At 63.0% G+C, this 15,282-nt stretch carries 19 protein-coding genes and 1 tRNA gene; 9 read left to right on the top strand and 11 right to left on the bottom strand.

The annotated features are described in order from the left end of the window. Positions 1–43 precede the first annotated feature (43 nt). On the top strand, positions 44–964 hold the full coding sequence (locus tag CEY05_RS24780) for an SMP-30/gluconolactonase/LRE family protein (RefSeq protein WP_198952898.1): 921 nt from the start codon (positions 44–46) through the stop codon (positions 962–964). Positions 965–1,073: 109 nt separating this feature from the next. Here CEY05_RS24780 and CEY05_RS24775 read toward each other — a convergent pair whose 3' ends face one another. Genes CEY05_RS24775 through CEY05_RS24760 form a run of 4 tightly spaced genes read right to left on the bottom strand, consistent with a single transcriptional unit; the run spans position 1,074 to position 4,708 of the window. Next, positions 1,074–1,685, bottom strand: a complete 612-nt coding sequence (locus CEY05_RS24775; protein WP_088599950.1) for a 2-hydroxychromene-2-carboxylate isomerase — start codon at positions 1,683–1,685, stop codon at positions 1,074–1,076. A 27-nt stretch (positions 1,686–1,712) separates the two neighbouring features. Next, complete coding sequence (locus tag CEY05_RS24770) at positions 1,713–2,678, bottom strand: tripartite tricarboxylate transporter substrate binding protein (protein ID WP_088599949.1); 966 nt, start codon at positions 2,676–2,678, stop codon at positions 1,713–1,715. 52 nt (positions 2,679–2,730) lie between these two features. Further along, positions 2,731–3,972: a CaiB/BaiF CoA-transferase family protein gene (locus CEY05_RS24765; RefSeq protein ID WP_158219417.1), complete on the bottom strand. Its 1,242-nt coding sequence runs from the start codon at positions 3,970–3,972 to the stop codon at positions 2,731–2,733. A 31-nt stretch (positions 3,973–4,003) separates the two neighbouring features. Next, positions 4,004–4,708 (bottom strand): glutathione S-transferase family protein, encoded by a 705-nt coding sequence (locus CEY05_RS24760; protein ID WP_088599947.1) that lies wholly within the window; start codon positions 4,706–4,708, stop codon positions 4,004–4,006. Between the two features lie 166 nt (positions 4,709–4,874). On the opposite strand from CEY05_RS24760, the gene CEY05_RS24755 reads away from it, so the two are divergent. From CEY05_RS24755 to CEY05_RS24740, 4 genes are all read left to right on the top strand, one after another. Beyond that, a complete protein-coding gene (locus CEY05_RS24755; protein WP_158219416.1) occupies positions 4,875–5,855 on the top strand; it encodes a LysR family transcriptional regulator in 981 nt (326 codons plus the stop codon). A 101-nt stretch (positions 5,856–5,956) separates the two neighbouring features. Beyond that, positions 5,957–7,222 (top strand): CaiB/BaiF CoA-transferase family protein, encoded by a 1,266-nt coding sequence (locus tag CEY05_RS24750; protein WP_088599945.1) that lies wholly within the window; start codon positions 5,957–5,959, stop codon positions 7,220–7,222. Between the two features lie 65 nt (positions 7,223–7,287). Then, on the top strand, positions 7,288–7,611 hold the full coding sequence (locus tag CEY05_RS24745; protein ID WP_088599944.1) for an antibiotic biosynthesis monooxygenase: 324 nt from the start codon (positions 7,288–7,290) through the stop codon (positions 7,609–7,611). Next, entirely contained in the window at positions 7,611–8,006 is a 396-nt protein-coding gene (locus CEY05_RS24740; RefSeq protein ID WP_088599943.1) for a hypothetical protein, read from the top strand. Before CEY05_RS24745 ends, CEY05_RS24740 begins: the two co-directional genes overlap by 1 nt. 38 nt (positions 8,007–8,044) lie before the next feature. Here CEY05_RS24740 and CEY05_RS24735 read toward each other — a convergent pair whose 3' ends face one another. Both CEY05_RS24735 and CEY05_RS24730 read right to left on the bottom strand, forming a co-directional pair. Further along, entirely contained in the window at positions 8,045–9,049 is a 1,005-nt protein-coding gene (locus CEY05_RS24735; RefSeq protein WP_088599942.1) for a tripartite tricarboxylate transporter substrate binding protein, read from the bottom strand. 73 nt (positions 9,050–9,122) lie between these two features. Further along, complete coding sequence (locus tag CEY05_RS24730) at positions 9,123–9,965, bottom strand: TauD/TfdA family dioxygenase (protein ID WP_088599941.1); 843 nt, start codon at positions 9,963–9,965, stop codon at positions 9,123–9,125. A 185-nt stretch (positions 9,966–10,150) separates the two neighbouring features. Between CEY05_RS24730 and CEY05_RS24725 the strand changes: the two genes are divergently transcribed. Beyond that, a complete protein-coding gene (locus CEY05_RS24725; protein ID WP_088599940.1) occupies positions 10,151–10,903 on the top strand; it encodes an IclR family transcriptional regulator in 753 nt (250 codons plus the stop codon). A 72-nt stretch (positions 10,904–10,975) separates the two neighbouring features. Here CEY05_RS24725 and CEY05_RS24720 read toward each other — a convergent pair whose 3' ends face one another. Further along, on the bottom strand, positions 10,976–11,545 hold the full coding sequence (locus CEY05_RS24720) for a TetR/AcrR family transcriptional regulator (protein ID WP_088599939.1): 570 nt from the start codon (positions 11,543–11,545) through the stop codon (positions 10,976–10,978). Between the two features lie 117 nt (positions 11,546–11,662). On the opposite strand from CEY05_RS24720, the gene CEY05_RS24715 reads away from it, so the two are divergent. Then, positions 11,663–12,130, top strand: a complete 468-nt coding sequence (locus tag CEY05_RS24715) for a DUF1348 family protein (RefSeq protein WP_088599938.1) — start codon at positions 11,663–11,665, stop codon at positions 12,128–12,130. Between the two features lie 148 nt (positions 12,131–12,278). Then, positions 12,279–13,061 (top strand): helix-turn-helix domain-containing protein, encoded by a 783-nt coding sequence (locus CEY05_RS24710; protein WP_088599937.1) that lies wholly within the window; start codon positions 12,279–12,281, stop codon positions 13,059–13,061. Between the two features lie 7 nt (positions 13,062–13,068). Here the strand turns inward: CEY05_RS24710 and CEY05_RS24705 are convergent, their stop codons facing one another. Continuing rightward, positions 13,069–13,542 carry a CreA family protein gene (locus CEY05_RS24705; protein ID WP_088599936.1) on the bottom strand — a complete coding sequence of 158 codons (474 nt, stop codon included), beginning with the start codon at positions 13,540–13,542 and terminating at the stop codon, positions 13,069–13,071. Positions 13,543–13,812: 270 nt separating this feature from the next. Here CEY05_RS24705 and CEY05_RS24700 point away from each other — a divergent pair. Next, positions 13,813–13,886, top strand: a tRNA-Cys gene (locus tag CEY05_RS24700). A gap of 218 nt (positions 13,887–14,104) precedes the next feature. On the opposite strand, the gene CEY05_RS24695 is transcribed toward CEY05_RS24700, so the two are convergent. From CEY05_RS24695 to CEY05_RS24685, 3 genes are all read right to left on the bottom strand, one after another. Beyond that, positions 14,105–14,347 carry a hypothetical protein gene (locus tag CEY05_RS24695; protein WP_088599935.1) on the bottom strand — a complete coding sequence of 81 codons (243 nt, stop codon included), beginning with the start codon at positions 14,345–14,347 and terminating at the stop codon, positions 14,105–14,107. Positions 14,348–14,430: 83 nt separating this feature from the next. After that, entirely contained in the window at positions 14,431–15,021 is a 591-nt protein-coding gene (locus CEY05_RS24690; protein ID WP_088599934.1) for a restriction endonuclease, read from the bottom strand. Beyond that, positions 15,018–15,251, bottom strand: coding sequence for an RNA-binding S4 domain-containing protein (locus tag CEY05_RS24685; protein ID WP_088600170.1), 234 nt, complete (start codon positions 15,249–15,251; stop codon positions 15,018–15,020). Before CEY05_RS24685 ends, CEY05_RS24690 begins: the two co-directional genes overlap by 4 nt. Between the last annotated feature and the right edge of the window lie 31 nt (positions 15,252–15,282).

Here is a 15,282-nt window from a genome sequence, read left to right as displayed (position 1 = left end):
TCCGTCACGAAGACAAACCTCGAACTGGACATTGCAAACCCATATGTGGAACCTGAGTTTCAAACCACCCGAGATCATCGACGCCACCATCCTGACGCGCCTGCCGGAGCAGTTTCGCCAAGCGCAACGCACTGAATGGAGCGATGCCAACAAGCCGGGCCACGCGCTGGACAGCTTTCTGGAAGGGCCATCCTTCGACCGCGATGGCAACCTGTGGGTTACCGATATTCCCAATGGCCGCATCTTCCGTATCGATACGGCCTTGAACTGGACGCTGGCCGCGCACTACGACGGCTGGCCCAATGGCAGCGCCTTCCATCGTGACGGTTCACTGTGGATCGCCGATTACCGCCGGGGCATCCTGCGGCTGGAGCCGGGCGCGGATAAGCCTCAGGCGGTCATGCCGCATCGGAACAGCGAGTCGTTCAAGGGCATCAACGACCTGACCTTCGATGCGCAGGGCGCCTGCCTGTTCACCGACCAGGGGCAGACCGGCATGCAGGATCCGACCGGGCATGTCTATCGGCTGGGCGCCGATGGCCGGCTGGAACCGTTGATCCGCAATGCGCCCAGCCCGAACGGACTGGCGCTCAATGCCGACGGCAGCGTGCTGTATGTCGCGGTGACGCGCGCCAACGCCATCTGGCGCGCGCCGCTGCCCGCCAGCGGCGGCGTCAACAAGGTCGGCCAGTTCCAGGCCTTCTTCGGTGCCAGCGGCCCGGACGGCCTGGCCGTCGATGTCAACAACGGCGTCGCGGTCGGGCACGCCAGCCTGCGGGGCGCTTTCCTGCTCAACGCCCATGGCGAGATCACCCACTATGTCCGCAGTCCCATCGGCGCGACATTGACCAACCTGGCCTACCGTCCCGGCACCAACGAGCTGATCATGGTCGAGTCGCAAACGGGAACCTTGCTGACCGCGCGCCTGCCGCATGAAGGGCTGCCCTTGTATTCTCACGCCTGATTCGGTCACCACGGCCAAGCGAGAGGCAACATGATGAAGGGCTCGACCGCCGGCGTCGTGTTCAGCGCCCTGCGACTGAAGGCGCGTGCCGTGGCCGCATGACCGAAATTCACTCAGCGGCGTCCGTCAACCGCCGTAGTTCGTCCTCGACAAATTCCATCCGGTCCTTGCCCCAGAACAGTTCTTCGCCGACGATGATCATCGGCACGCCGAAGACATCCCGCTCCACGCCGCGGTCAGTACTCTTGGCGAGTTCGGCGCCCACTTCGTCGCTGACGCAGCGCCGCTCGAACTCGTCCGGATCCACGCCCAGGCTTTCAGCGATCTGGCGCAGCCCTGCGTATTCCGCGATGCCCGCATCACCGTCTTCCCAGTAGGCGGACATCACCCGCTCCACGAATTCGAACTCCTTGCCGTAGTCGCGCATCACGATGGACCCGCGCAAGGCCCGGCTGGACTTGATCGGGAACTGGCTCGGCATCTTGAACGGCAGTTGGTACTTCTCCGCCCACCGCATCAGGTCGCGCTTGCGGTTACGCAGCTTGGCCTTGGATTCCTTCATCAGGTCGTAGTTGTTGTTGCGGAAGACGTAGCCCAGGTTGAAAGGATGCAGGACCAGCCCCACCTGATAGCGCTCCAGCAGCGGCTTGATCAGTTTCAAGGCGAAATAGGTATTGGTGCTGCCAACGTCCCAGTACATCTCGATCTGCTTGATGGTCATGAATGCTGTCTCCGGTGAATGGTGTGCCTACTGCAGGAATGCGCGGGAACTCTGGATGAGGGGCGTCCACACGGCTTCCTGGCCGCGCAATTGGTCCAGCAAGCCCTGGGGCGTCGCCTTGGCGGCCTCGACAGGAGTCGCGCCCAGGCGGTTCATGGACTCCTTGAAATCCGGATCGGCCAACGCCGCCTGCAAGGCATGCGAAAGGCGGTCCACCACGGGCTTGGGTATCCCCTTGGGCCCATAGACGCCGTGCCACACCGTGACCTCGAATCCCTTCAATCCTTGTTCATCCAAGGTCGGCAGATCCGGCAGCAACGGCAGCCGCTGTGGCGTGGTGCTCCCGAACGCCTTGATGCGGCCGGCCTTGATCGGACCAATCGTAGTGGTGATCTGGTCGCACAGCAAATCGACCTGGCCGCCCTGCAGGTCGGTCATCGCCGGGGCCGCCCCTTTGTACGGGATCGTCGTCAACGCCAGGTTCAGCCGGTTCATCAACATCAGCCCGCACAGGTGCGACGCCGTCCCGATGCCGGCATTGGCGACGTTGACCTCTTTCTGGTGTGCCCGCAGATAAGCCTGCAGCCCTTTGAAATCCTGGGCCGGCACCTTTTGCGCGCTAACCAGGGTCATGGGTACATCGACCACCTGCCCGATATACGTGAAGTCGGTCGACGGGTTGAAGCGCAGATCCGGCGACAAGGCTTTCAAGGTGGACATGCCGATGTTATGCAGCAGCAACATATAGCCGTCGGGCTTGGCCTGGGTGACCAGTTCGGATCCGACGATGCCGCCGGTACTCGGGCGGTTATCCACGATGATGGTCTGCTTCAGCACCTTGCCCATCGACTTGGCCAGGTTGCGCGCCACGACATCGGTGGGTCCACCCGCGGCGAAAGGGACGACCAGGGTGATGGCGTGCGACGGATAGTCGTCCGCCCATGCGGTGCAGGCGACCAGCGCCAGGCCTGCGGCCACGAGGCTCCTTCTCATTTTTGTCTCCTCCAGGTTGAGTGATCCGCCTGTCCCGGCGGTACGGCGCTGTCTACGCGATGTCGTCGCGCACCAGCACCTTTTCCTCGTAGAGCCGGCGGATTTCGTCTTCCGGCAGATCGAGTATCTGGCTCAGGATCTCGTCGTTGTGCTGGCCCAGTGCGTCCGCGTGCAAGGCTTCGGGCGGCTCCCATCGAGAGAACTTCACGGGCAGGCCGGGTATGTCGAATTCACCCAGCACGGGGTCCTGCACACGGCGTACGGTGCGCCGCTGCCGCAGGTGGGGATGCTCGATGGCTTCGTTGAGGGTCAATACGGGGGCGCAAGGTATGCGGTGCTGCTCCAGCACGCGCATCGCCTCGTCCCGGCCTGCGAACGTTCCGAGCCATCCTTCCAGGATGTCCTTGAGCGCGCCGTTGTTCTGTTTCCGCAGCGACGCCGATTCGAAGCGCGGGTCTTGCAGCAGCTCCGGCATTCCCAAGGCCTGCACCAGGGCAGCCCATTGATGCGGCAACGTGGCGATCGAGACATAGCCACCGTCGCCGCAACGGAACACGCCCGTCGGTCCGCCATCGGGATGCTGGGATCCCGTCCGCTTGGGCACATAGCCGGGTCGCAGGGAGACCCGGGGCACGGCGACCTCGTGCATCTGGAAGTAGGTGTCGAGTAGCGACGCCTCCACATGCTGGCCCTCGCCGGTGCGTTCGCGATGCAACAGCGCGAAACCGACAGCCATGGCCGCCGCAATGCCGGTCGCCGTGTCGCCGATGGCCATGGTGATCAAGGCCGGATCACCCTGGGGATCGCCGATCAGGTCGGTGACGCCCGCGTACGCCTGTGCAACATAGTCGTAGCCGGGCTTCTGGCTCAAGGGCCCGGCCTGCCCCGCAAGCGAAATCGAACACATGACCAGTCCAGGATTGAGTTCGCGCAATGCCTCGTAGGACAAGCCCACTCGTTCCATTACACCGGGGCTGAAATTCTCGACCAGCACGTCGAAGTGCGGGATCAGTGCGCGGATCAGTGCCTGCCCCTTCGGGCTCTTGAAATCCAGCGCCAGGCTGCGCTTCGAATGATTGTGCTGGAAGAAATAGGTGCTCCTGCTCGATCGCTTGTGTTCGGGCTGGCGCGACCGCAGTCCACCGACACGCGTACGGTCGCCGAACGGCGCAAGCTCCAGCTTGACGACATCGGCGCCCAGTTCGGCCATGATGCGCGTGCAGGTCGGGCCCGCGACGATCTGCGTCATGTCCAGGACGCGGTAGCCTTGCAGCATGGGCAATCCAGGTTTCATCGTTACCGCACTCCCACTCGGTTGACAAGGTTCATCGGCCATTGAATTGTTTCTCGCCAAACAGATTGGCCCATCGTTCGCCCGCCGGCGGCTTGCCACTGCGGTCCACCTTCTCGCCCATCACGGCCAGCCCTCGCTGGACCGCCGGACGTGCGCGGACCTCCGTGTACCAGCGCTGCAGGTTGGGCCAGTCGCTCAATTCCTGCCCCTGCCAGCGATACGCGCGCAGCCAGGGATAAGTAGCGATATCGGCAAGGGAATAGTCGTCGCCGGCGAGAAAGCGGCTACGCGCCAGCTGACGGTCGATAACGCGGTATAGACGCGTCGCTTCCTTGGTGTAGCGCTCGATGGCGTAGGCGATCTGCTCGGGCGCATAGCGCCGGAAGTGATGCGCCTGCCCCAGCATGGGCCCAACGCCACCCATCTGGAACATCAGCCATTGCAGTACCGCGTAACGCCGTACCGTATCCTGGGGATAGAGATCGCTGCCCACCTTTTCGGCCAGGTACACCATGATCGCTCCCGACTCGAACATCGGCAGCGGTGTGCCGCCCGGACCGTCCTGATCGACGATGGCGGGAATCTTGTTGTTGGGGCTTATGTCGAGGAACGCGGGATCGAACTGCTGGCCCTTGCCGATATGCACGGGAATCACCTCGTAGGGCAGCCCCAATTCCTCCAGCAGGATTGACACCTTGTAGGCATTGGGCGTCGTCCAGAAATACAGTCGAATCATTGGCTATCCGTCCCGAATGAGGCTTGGCGAAACAGGGCCCATGATAGGTGGCGGATTTTTTTCAGAACAATATGAGATCAAGATCCCGGCATATCGGTATCCTATGGCTGGACTACCCTCGGTCTGGCCAGGCACCTGCTGCTACGCACAAAGAAATCCGGAATACATGGAACTGAGACAGCTGAAGTACTTCGTCCGCATCGTCGAACTGGGCAGCCTGTCGCGCGCCGCCAAGGACCTCTTCATCGCGCAGCCGGCACTGAGCGCGCAGATCATGAACCTGGAGAAGGAACTCGACGTCCGGCTGCTGGCGCGCAGCGTGCGCGGCGTGGCGCCCACCGAAGCGGGCCAGGCGCTGTATCTGCATGCGCAAGCGGTACTGCGGCAGATTGAAAGGCTGCGCCACGACGTACAGGGTCCGACCCCGTCCGGCCCCGTCTCCATCGGCATGCCGACCAGCGCCGCCAATGTGCTGGCCGGCCCGCTCATCGCAGCGGTAGGAGAAAGATTTCCCGATGTCCGCTTGAAGATCGTCGAAAGCCTCAGCGGCCATCTTTACGAGCTGGCCGCCAACGGCCGCCTGGAACTGAGCCTGCTGTTCGAAGCGCATCCAGAGTCCGCCCCGGGTGAACCTGTCGACGACGCACTGCACCATGGCGGCGCGCACCTTCCGCTGGTCGACGAGGATCTCTGCCTGATCCATGCACCGCAGGATGGGGGTACGCCGCAGCGCGCCGACATCTCCGTCGCCGACGCCGCCGCGTTCCGCCTGGCCTTGCCGGCCCATGCGAACATCACGCGCCGCCTCATCGACCGCGCGTTCGACAAGGCGGGGGTGAAGATGGACCTTCTTGCCGAACTCGATTCGCTGTCCACCATCCAGTCCATCGTCACCAAGGGACAGGCCGCGACCATTCTCACACCGGCGGCCTTCATCGGCCCCGGCGCGCTGTCCGGGCTGAGTGTCCGCCGTATCGTCGATCCGCCTCTCGTCAGGCGCCTCAGCCTTTATTCCTCCGAGGTGGTCGGCCTGGGCGCGGCGGCGGACCAGGTGGCCTTGCTCATTCCCGAACTGGCACACGCGCTGGTCAACTCGGGCACTTGGGAGGGCGCGTCATGCGCGCGTGCCCAAGCCGGCCAGTCATAGTTCCTCCATATACCCCTACATGCAATTCCTATTAGGGCACCGGCACACTGGCTCCGTACACTTCATCGAATGGCGGGCTCACAGCGGGGCACTCGATAGCGATGAAGAAGATATTGGAAGGCACGGTCGTCCTGGATCTCACGCGATTCTTCTCCGGTCCGCAGGCAACACTGCTGCTGGCCGGGATGGGCGCCGAAGTCATCAAGATCGATGATCCCGCGACAGGCGATCCCACCACCTTCTCACCTCCTTTCGTGGGGCCGAAGGGGGTGTCCTTCCAGCGCCAATCCGAGCAGGACATGGGGATCGCCTACCTGAAACGCGCTCGCGCCAAGAAGTCGGTCTGCCTTGACCTGAAGACGGCGGAGGGACTGCGCGTATTCAGGAAGATGGTGAAGCAAGCCGACGTCGTCATCGAAAATTTCAGCGTGGGCGTCGCTGAGCGCCTGGGTGTGGATTTCGCCAGCCTGTCCCGGATCAACCCGGCGCTGGTTCATTGTTCCCTGACAGGCTACGGCACGACCGGGCCGGACAGCCGGCTCAAGGCATATGACCTGATGGTGCAAGCGGCCGTGGGCTTGATGGGCATCACCGGGCATCCGCAGGCCCCTCCCGTCAAGGCGGGCTCGCCGCTGTCCGACGCCATCGCCGGCGTCTTCGCCGCCACGGGCATCGTTTCCGCGCTGCTGCATCGGGACAGGACCGGTGAAGGGCAGTCGGTCGATGTCTCCATGGCCGATTGCCTGTTCGCCCTGCTGTTCGACGAACCCTTCGATTGTTACGACGCGCTGGCGCTACCCCAGCGCCAAGGCAGTCGCATCATGCGATTCTCTCCATTCAACAGCTATGAAGCGCTGGACGGCTGGGTCGTCGTCGGGGCCGCTACGAGCGCGGATTGGCAAGCGCTGCTGCGCGTCATGGGGCGCGAGGACTTGCGCGCGGATGCGAACATGATGGACCTGGGTTGGCGCCTGGCGAATAACGCCAAGGTCGACACCATCGTGGCGGACTGGACACGGACGTTATCGAGCGACGAGATCATACGCTTGCTCAATGCGGTACAGGTACCTTGCAGCCCCATACGCACCATGGCGCAGGCCTTGTCGTGGCCGCATCTGTTGGCGCGCGGCATGGTGCGCCCGCTGTGGAATCCGTTGACGGATGCGCCGGCGTGCGCGTCCGGGCCGGGCTTCCCGGTCAAGTTCAGCGCCACGCCGGGAGACTACGACACGCCGGCGCCGCTGCCTGGCCAACATACCGCGGAGATCCTTGCGCGGTTGGGCGGCTGTAGCGCGGAGGATATCCGGGCGTTGGCGGCGGCCGGAATCACCAACGGCGCGGGTTGCGCGGATGCCAACCTCGATTAGACGCCGGGCTGTATGATCGGGCGTTGCTCCACAAACGGCCATTGACAGTAAAGCCAGAGGTAAGGATGTCCATCGCCAAGACGCCGCCCGTTCCCTATTACGCGGTAATTTTCACGTCCCTCCGTACACCCGGCGACGACGGGTATGGAGACATGGCCGATGCCATGGTCGCGGCGGCATCCAGGCAGCCCGGATTCCTGGGGGTGGAATCCGCGCGCGAAGAACTTGGCATCACGGTGTCCTATTGGGACAGCCTGGAAGCCATCGCCGCCTGGAAGCAGGATACGAAGCACCTGGTGGCGCAGCGCCTGGGGCGAGAGAAATGGTACGCCAGCTACAAGACCCGTATCTGCCGCGTCGAGCGGGACTACGATTTCGAGAAGCTCTGATGCTGTCCCAGGCTACCCTGTCCTTTCTCGACGACCATTGCAAACGAGCACACGCGGCGTTTCCGGAGGGCGGTACGCTGTGGACCTATATCGAAGCCGCGAGCCAGGCGCACACGCGCTTCAAGGATCATCGCCGCAAGCCCGCCGCCGACGCCCTGGACATCGAGGAGCTCGCCACCTGGTTGCAGGCGGCGGAAGGCAATTTCGGGGCCTTGCTTCCGCAGGCTATCGAACAGGCCAATACGCTGATCGACCTGCTACGCGCCGACCTGGGCGTGGACGAGTTCCTCTGGTATTACCAGAACGACGGCGACGTCATGAATGCCGACATCCATATGGCTCGCCGCGCCGACAATCGTTATTTCGCGCTGGAGTTGTGGTGGAGCTTCGATTGAGCCGCGGCACGGCGCCGCCGCGGCTGGGCTGAGCCCCCCTATTCCGCGGTTATCCCCGCATCCTTGGCCACCGCCGCCCACTTGGCAATTTCCTTGACGATGAAGGCGTCGCACTGGGCGGGCGTCGTGCCGGCCGCTTCGAAGCCATGGTCTTGCATGGTCTTCGCGAAAGCAGGGTCCTTGACCGCCTTCACCAGCACCTCGTTGAGACGATTGATCACCGGCGCCGGCGTGCCATTCGGGACGAACATGCCCGACCACAGGTTGGCCTGGAAGCCCGGCACGCCCGCTTCGGCGACGGTGGGCAGGTCAGGCAGCGACGGAGAACGGTGGTCGTCACCGATGGCCAGCGCGCGCAGGTGCCCCGACTTGATGTAGGGAATCGCCGACGCGGCGGCGATGAAGCCCATCTGCACGCGCCCCGCGATCATGTCGGTCAGTGCCGGACCCGATCCCTTGTAGGGGACCGCGGTCAGCTTCAGGCCCGTCATCCGGGCGAACAGCTCCATCGGCAGTTGCGACGCCTTGGAGGAAGTGCCGAAATACAGCGAGTTGGGATGGGTCTTGCCGTAGTCGATCAGCGCCTTGACGTTGTGCACCGGCAGGGACGGCGTGACGACCAGCACGATCTGCTGCACGGCGGTCTGCGTGACGCAGCGCAGATCCTTGACGGTATCGAAGGTGATGTTCTTGTACAGGGTGGGATTGACCGCGTGCCCGCTCGACACGAAGGCCACGGTGTAGCCATTGGGTTTGGCCTGCGCCACGTAGGCCGTGCCTATCATGCCGTCGGCGCCCGCGCGGTTCTCCACGATGACGGACTGGCCCACCGCGGCGGACAGTTTCTGCGCCAGCAAGCGGCCCAGTTCGTCCGTGCCGCCGGCCGGCGCATAAGGCACGACCATGCGGATGGGTTCGTCGGGATAGTCACCCGCGGCGGCGTCGGTAGCAGCTGCCAGGGCTGCCAGCCCCAGCACGGTGGCGATACAGGACGCCGTACAGGAAGCCCGGCGTGACGCCGGACGGATATTCAGTCTCTTCATTGTTCCTCCGGATTTCTCGTTCTTTTGGCGGCCGCGTCTATGCGCGGCCCTCTGCCTGTGCCGGCAGTCGTGTTCAGACGGGACGCGTACCGCGGATCTGCACGCGATGCATCAGCCGGCGTTGGCCCGGATAGTCGTCCAGCGCCAGATGCTGGCAACAGCGGTTGTCCCAGAAGGCGATTGAACCCGGCTCCCAGCGGAAGCGGCAGGTGAACTCGGGCCGCGTGCTGTGTGCATAGAGGTAGTCCAGCAAGGGCTGGCTTTCAGCCAGCGTCATGCCATCGAAGCGCTCGGTGTGCATGGTGTTGACGAACAGTGCCTTGCGTCCCGTATCGGGATGGGTGCGGACGACGGGGTGCACGGAGGACATGGTGCCGTTCTTGTTGCCCAGGCCCTGGCCCGGGGCCAGCACGTCGTCCACTTCCAGCGACGCCAGGATGCGACTGTTGGAGTGCACCGCCTTCATCCCGTCCAGCATGGCCTTCATGCCTTCGGACAAGGTGTCGTAGGCCAGGTACTGGTTCGCGAACATGGTGTCGCCGCCGACCGTCGGCAGTTGCCGCGCGGCCAAGACCGATCCCAACGGCGGCACTTCCAGGTGGGTGGTGTCGGAATGCCATTCCCAACCGAACACCAGGCCCGTCTCCGGCTTTTTGTCGATGACCAGCAACTCCGGGAACAGGCCCGGATGCTGGCGGTGCGGCGGCAGTACCGCCAGATCCCCGAAGTGGCGGGCGAAGCGGGCCAGATCGTGATCCGACGCTTCCTGGTCCCGGAAGAAGATGACCTGGTACTGGTTGAAGGCCTGCTTGATCTCCGCGACGGTCGCTTCCGGCATCTCGCCGGACAGGCTGGCGCCGAAGACCTCGGCGCCCAGGGCGCCTGAAAGGGGTCGAACTTGAATGTGGGAATACATGGGGACCTCGTCTCATCGGTGGTTGGATAGGGTGTGCGCGACGGTTTCGGATGAACCGCTTCGACATCGATGCCCGAATACATCGTTCATATATATGAACGTATATTCGTATATCTGAACGTATGATAACGATCAAGTTGGCGATCCGCAATGTGCTTTAGAATTCCGCGACTTCAGGGAGCGTTATGAAAAACCCCTCCGAGACCGACGTGAAAAGCGCGCGCCGTGTCGTGCAGATCTTCCAGTTGTTCGCCGAATTGCGGCAGCCGGTGCCGCTGTCCTTGGTCAGCAAGCGGCTTGAGCTTCCCAAGTCCAGTTGCCTGGCCTTGCTGAAAACGTTGGAGAGCAATGGCTACCTGTACCGCCTGAACGACGGCAAGGATTACTACCCGACGCGGCGCATCTTCAACGAGGCGCGCATCATCACCGAGAACGATCCCTTGCTATCCAGCATGGGTTCCTATCTGCATGGCCTGCGGGAACTCACCGGCGAGACTGTCTACCTGGCCAAGCGCGAAGGCCATCTGTCGCACTACGTCGAGGTGGTCGAGTCGGACCAGCAATTGCGTTATGCGGCCTCGGTCGGGGAAAAGCGCCAGTTGCACATCGGCGCCGCGGGGCAATGCCTGCTGGCGGCCATGGCCGACGACGAACGGGATGCGCTGATCGACGAGCTCGACCTGACCAAATACTCCGCCAACACCATCACCAGCGCGGCAAAGCTGAAGAAGACGCTGGCCGAGGGCAAAGCGCGCGGATGGTATATGTCGGTGGGCGGCTACCAGTCGGGCGTCGCGTCCATCGGCGGCTATGTGTGGATCAACGGCGAACCCTATGCCATCGTGGTAGCCGGTCCCACGGAGCGCATCGTCGACCACGAACAGGCCATCGGCCGCGCCGTCGCGGCGCTGTGCAAGAAGGTGACGCAGCAGGGCTGACGCTGCTGCTTGCTGCAAGATGGGAGCGGACGCAGACCCATTTGCCGCGGATAACGTCCGCCTTCGCCGTGGTTATTCACCCAGAACGCAGCGCGATAGCCCTCGCATCGCATCGATGACGCGGTCGGTGGGCTCGCCCATCTGGGCGTGCACGATAGCGCCATCGATGGCGACCGTCAGGGGGCGGCCCAGGGTGCCGCCGGGGCTTTCGAATATCTCGTCCAGGCATCGCGCGACGTCGTTCTTGTGGTCGCGCACGACCTTCAGTATCTCGGGATGGGTGGCGCCGAATTCGGCCGCGGCATTCAAGAAGGCGCAGCCACGGAATTCCGCGCTGTCGAACCAGTCGCGCAGCGTGAGCGCCAGTGCGTCGATCCGCGAGGCGCCGGCGGCCAGGTTGGACGCGAGACCGTCTCGAAACCACTGCATCCAGCGTTCGTGGCGGAATTCAAGATAAGCCGCCACCAGCAATTCCTTGCTCGGATAGTGCCGATAGAACGTCACCTTGGTGACGGCAGCAGCCTCGATGATCTTGTCGACCCCGGTGGCGCGGATGCCCTGGCCGTAGAACAGGGCATGGGCCGCGTGCAGGATGCGTTCGCGCGGCGGGAGTGTGTCGACGGAGGCGGGAGTGCTTGACATGGCGCATTGTAGACAGATCGGTCCACCATCCGCAATGATATGTAGACAGATCGTTCCACTTACGTTAGCCTGCGCATGTAGACAGGTCGTCCTACTCTCACTTGCCCAGGAGCAATCATGGAAACTCGCCCCCCGCTGCCGCCATTCACCAAAGAAACCGCCATTCAGAAAGTACGGCTTGCCGAAGATGGGTGGAACACGCGCGATGCCGCGAAAGTCGCGCTGGCCTATACGCTGGACACCAAGTGGCGCAATCGCGCGGAGTTCGCCAACAACCGGATGGAAGCCCAGGCCTTTCTGGATCGGAAGTGGAAGAAGGAGCTCGACTACCGCCTCATCAAGGAACTCTGGGCTCACGACGGCAACCGCATTGCGGTGCGTTATGCCTACGAATGGCATGATGACGCGGGCAATTGGTTCCGCTCCTATGGCAACGAGAACTGGGAATTCATGCCGGACGGACTGATGCACCGCCGCTACGCCTGCATCAACGACATGCCGATCAAGGAATCGGAGCGCAAGTTTCATTGGCCGCTGGGCCGCCGGCCTGACGATCATCCGGGCTTGTCGGAACTCGGACTCTGAGGCAGCCTCCCCCGGCTGCCGCCTGCTTGTAGGAATGGGACTACAAGCGTAGTCCCGCACTGTCATCCTTTCGCGCTCGCTCCCGATAGCGCACTCCGGCCCAGGGGCCGACAATCTCGGCATCGACATCCCCTACCTGGAGTTCCTCATGCAACCCCGCCCCGCGCTTAGCGTTCCGATCTCCATCGGCCAGTTGCCCGTCATGCCGCGCCGCCCGGACGACATGTTGCGCAACCGGAGCGCCTCGCGCTGCACCACCTGCGCCCTGCAGCCCGCCTGCCTGGAAGCGGAATCCTGCGAACAGATGCTGGCCGCCGGCACGTCACTGACGTCCGGCTGGCGCATGGTGCGCAAGGGCCAGCCGCTGTATCGCGCCGGCGATGAGTTCGGCAATCTGTACGCGGTGGTGTCCGGGTCGCTGAAGACGGTGCTGTTCCATAGCGAGGGCCGCGAGCAGATCTGCGGCTTTCCCGGGGTGGGCGAGCTGGTCGGCATGGATGGGATCGATACGGGACACCACGCGTGCGACGCTGTCGCGCTGGAAGACACCCAGGTGTGCGTGATTCCCTTCAACATGCTGGAGCAGCGCTGCCGCCAAGCCGCCACCACGCAGCATCACCTGCTGCGTCTGATGAGCGCGGAGATCGTGCGCGAACAGCGCTTCTTCATGCTGCTGGGCCGCATGTCCGCCGACGAGCGTTTAGCGTCCTTTTTGGTCGGACTGTCGAACAAGCTGTCGGCGCGGGGTTATTCCTCGTCTGAATTCCACCTGCGCATGACGCGGGAAGACATCGGCAACCACCTTGGAATGAAATTGGAAACGGTCAGCCGCACCTTCTCCAAATTCCAGGCGCAAGGGTGGATCATTGTCCGGCAGAAGCATGTCGCGCTGCGCGACGTGGAAGCGCTGCGGACCATGTCCTGCCAGTAAGGCCTGCTTATTTCACCGGAATCTTGACCGATGCCGGCACGGGAACGGCGGTGATGCCATTCTTGGGGCTGCCATCCACCACGCGATCGGAATAGACCAGGTAGACCAGCGCGTTGCGCTTGGCGTCGACCATGCGCACGACGCGCAGATGCTTGAACAGGAAGGAAGCGCGTTCGGTGAAGACTTCCTCCTGGGCGGGCACGGGCGACTTGAACTGGATGTCGCCCACTTGCCGGCACGCCACCGAGGCTTCGGCCTTGTCTTCGGCCACGCCGAATGCCCCGGACACACCGCCGGTCTTGGCGCGTGACAGGTAGCAGCTGACGCCCGCCACGCGGGGATCATCGAACACTTCGACGACGATCTTGTGGTTCGGGCCGATCAGCTTGAAGGCAGTGCTGACGTCGCCCACTTCCTCCGCATGAGCGGAGCCCACACCAAGAAGCGTCGCGGCAGCGAGGAAGATCAATTTCTGGAACATGTGGATATCCGGAGCAGGAAAAAGGGAAGATTGGGGCAAAGACGAGAATACCTGCCGGCCTGCGTCCCTGGAGACCTTCCGGCGCGCCAATCTGCCCGCCTGAGGCCGGCAGGATGCCCGTCGCCGAAATAGTGTAGAATAGCGGGCTTGCTCCAATTCCATCCTGGCTGATAGGGTCACTGGCCCAATTTCACGCTTTGGTGACGCCCGCGCTTGCCGCGTCCCGGATGAAATCCCTGGAGCATATCGGGACTTGTCTCCCGAACTGCTGGCGCAATGGCAGAGTGGTTATGCAGCGGATTGCAAATCCGTGAACGTCGGTTCGATTCCGGCTTGCGCCTCCAAGATTCCAAAAGGCTCTCCAGACGGAGAGCCTTTTTCTTTGCGCTGACACCGGCAAGCGCGATGCGCTTGGCCGGAAATGACAAAAGCCACCTCTCGGTGGCTTTCATAGACTGGCAACGAACCTCAGTCACATGGCGTCGGTGCTGCAGGTCATCACGCAATCATCCTGACGCTGGTCTGCTTACCCGTTGCGGGCGCCTTCGTGGCTGCGCGGACTTCAGTAGGTCAAGGGGTACGGGACCCCGTTTTCGTCGATCGATTCGATGCGATCCACAACGACATCGGAAGCGTCCTTCGCATCACCCAGTTGCGCGAACGTGCAATCCGTCACTACTCGAAAAAAACGGCTCGATTCAGGATCGCCATCTCGCTGGATTTCCACATCCGCGATTGCCGGCACATCACCCGACTGAAACGCTCCGCTGCACACAGTCCAACCATCGATTTCACGTGTACCCATATCTTCTCCATTTGTCTGTGTCAGGAGGGATCGTAGCACGCACCCCCAAAAACAAGACCTCGCAGCGATATCGGCACCGACCCTCAGAGCTTGCTACCGCGCAATAACTTCGCCAATTCGGGCGCAGTCATGAAAGAGATATTGTTCTTCGCGGCATAGTCGCGTGCAGACGGAGATATCTCTCCCAGCGCGATATAGATGGCTTCACGGGCGCCGCGCTTTTCGCGGGCCGCTTGCAGTTCGCGCACAGGTTCGACGCCCGTGCGGGCCGCTTTCCAGCGCTTGGCACTGACCAGGGCGACATGGCCATCCTTGCTCAATGCAAGATCGGCACCGCTGCCATTCAAACGCTCGACCTGGCAGCCATCGCGCTCGAAACCAGCCTGGATCGCCGCGGCAAACGCCGACCACGGCATGATGGCGGCCGCCGCCGCAACGGTTTCCACCTGGCCGGCCGAAGGCGCGCGCATCTGCCGCCAGGCAGCCACGATCGCGATGATCACAAAGGGTATGGAGCCGAATACGCCAATGGCCCAATACGTCTGAGGCAAGGCCGCGACCGCACCGACAATGAATACCAGCGCAATGCCCGCGCTCATCCACCACGGCGAACGCAACAGCACGCCAAAGGCGGAGTCATTGAAACGCGTGGGCTTGAAGCGAGGAAATTTCATGACGCGGCGGCCTCGCGCACGACGATGCGTACGTTGCCGCAGGTCACCACCTGGCCCGCCCGGATCTTCGCCGTCTTGCGCGTTTCCACGGCGCCGTCCACGCGGACCATGCCGTCCGCCACCATGGCCTTGGCAGCACCACCGCTGTCACTGATGCCCGTGACCTTCAGCAGGTGGTTCACTTCAATATAAGGAGCGCCAGGCGCGAGATCGAATTCTATGGTTTGCATGGAGGCGGTAAAAAAGCCAGGACCGAAGGCC

It is taken from the genome of Achromobacter sp. HZ34 (genome assembly GCF_002209485.1).
Classification (GTDB): domain Bacteria; phylum Pseudomonadota; class Gammaproteobacteria; order Burkholderiales; family Burkholderiaceae_B; genus Bordetella_C.
Note: the sequence above shows the minus strand (reverse complement) of the source record. Positions and strands in the feature narration are given on the sequence as shown.

Coding starts and splice junctions, on each gene's coding strand:
- CEY05_RS24685 (WP_088600170.1), bottom strand. CDS start 15,251: ATGCAAACCATAGAATTCGATCTCGCGCCTGGCGCTCCTTATATTGAA.
- CEY05_RS24755 (WP_158219416.1), top strand. CDS start 4,875: ATGGAACTGAGACAGCTGAAGTACTTCGTCCGCATCGTCGAACTGGGC.
- CEY05_RS24775 (WP_088599950.1), bottom strand. CDS start 1,685: ATGACCATCAAGCAGATCGAGATGTACTGGGACGTTGGCAGCACCAAT.
- CEY05_RS24750 (WP_088599945.1), top strand. CDS start 5,957: ATGAAGAAGATATTGGAAGGCACGGTCGTCCTGGATCTCACGCGATTC.
- CEY05_RS24690 (WP_088599934.1), bottom strand. CDS start 15,021: ATGAAATTTCCTCGCTTCAAGCCCACGCGTTTCAATGACTCCGCCTTT.
- CEY05_RS24770 (WP_088599949.1), bottom strand. CDS start 2,678: ATGAGAAGGAGCCTCGTGGCCGCAGGCCTGGCGCTGGTCGCCTGCACC.
- CEY05_RS24745 (WP_088599944.1), top strand. CDS start 7,288: ATGTCCATCGCCAAGACGCCGCCCGTTCCCTATTACGCGGTAATTTTC.
- CEY05_RS24695 (WP_088599935.1), bottom strand. CDS start 14,347: ATGGGTACACGTGAAATCGATGGTTGGACTGTGTGCAGCGGAGCGTTT.
- CEY05_RS24730 (WP_088599941.1), bottom strand. CDS start 9,965: ATGTATTCCCACATTCAAGTTCGACCCCTTTCAGGCGCCCTGGGCGCC.
- CEY05_RS24710 (WP_088599937.1), top strand. CDS start 12,279: ATGCAACCCCGCCCCGCGCTTAGCGTTCCGATCTCCATCGGCCAGTTG.
- CEY05_RS24780 (WP_198952898.1), top strand. CDS start 44: ATGTGGAACCTGAGTTTCAAACCACCCGAGATCATCGACGCCACCATC.
- CEY05_RS24765 (WP_158219417.1), bottom strand. CDS start 3,972: ATGAAACCTGGATTGCCCATGCTGCAAGGCTACCGCGTCCTGGACATG.
- CEY05_RS24760 (WP_088599947.1), bottom strand. CDS start 4,708: ATGATTCGACTGTATTTCTGGACGACGCCCAATGCCTACAAGGTGTCA.
- CEY05_RS24720 (WP_088599939.1), bottom strand. CDS start 11,545: ATGTCAAGCACTCCCGCCTCCGTCGACACACTCCCGCCGCGCGAACGC.
- CEY05_RS24740 (WP_088599943.1), top strand. CDS start 7,611: ATGCTGTCCCAGGCTACCCTGTCCTTTCTCGACGACCATTGCAAACGA.
- CEY05_RS24725 (WP_088599940.1), top strand. CDS start 10,151: ATGAAAAACCCCTCCGAGACCGACGTGAAAAGCGCGCGCCGTGTCGTG.
- CEY05_RS24735 (WP_088599942.1), bottom strand. CDS start 9,049: ATGAAGAGACTGAATATCCGTCCGGCGTCACGCCGGGCTTCCTGTACG.
- CEY05_RS24705 (WP_088599936.1), bottom strand. CDS start 13,542: ATGTTCCAGAAATTGATCTTCCTCGCTGCCGCGACGCTTCTTGGTGTG.
- CEY05_RS24715 (WP_088599938.1), top strand. CDS start 11,663: ATGGAAACTCGCCCCCCGCTGCCGCCATTCACCAAAGAAACCGCCATT.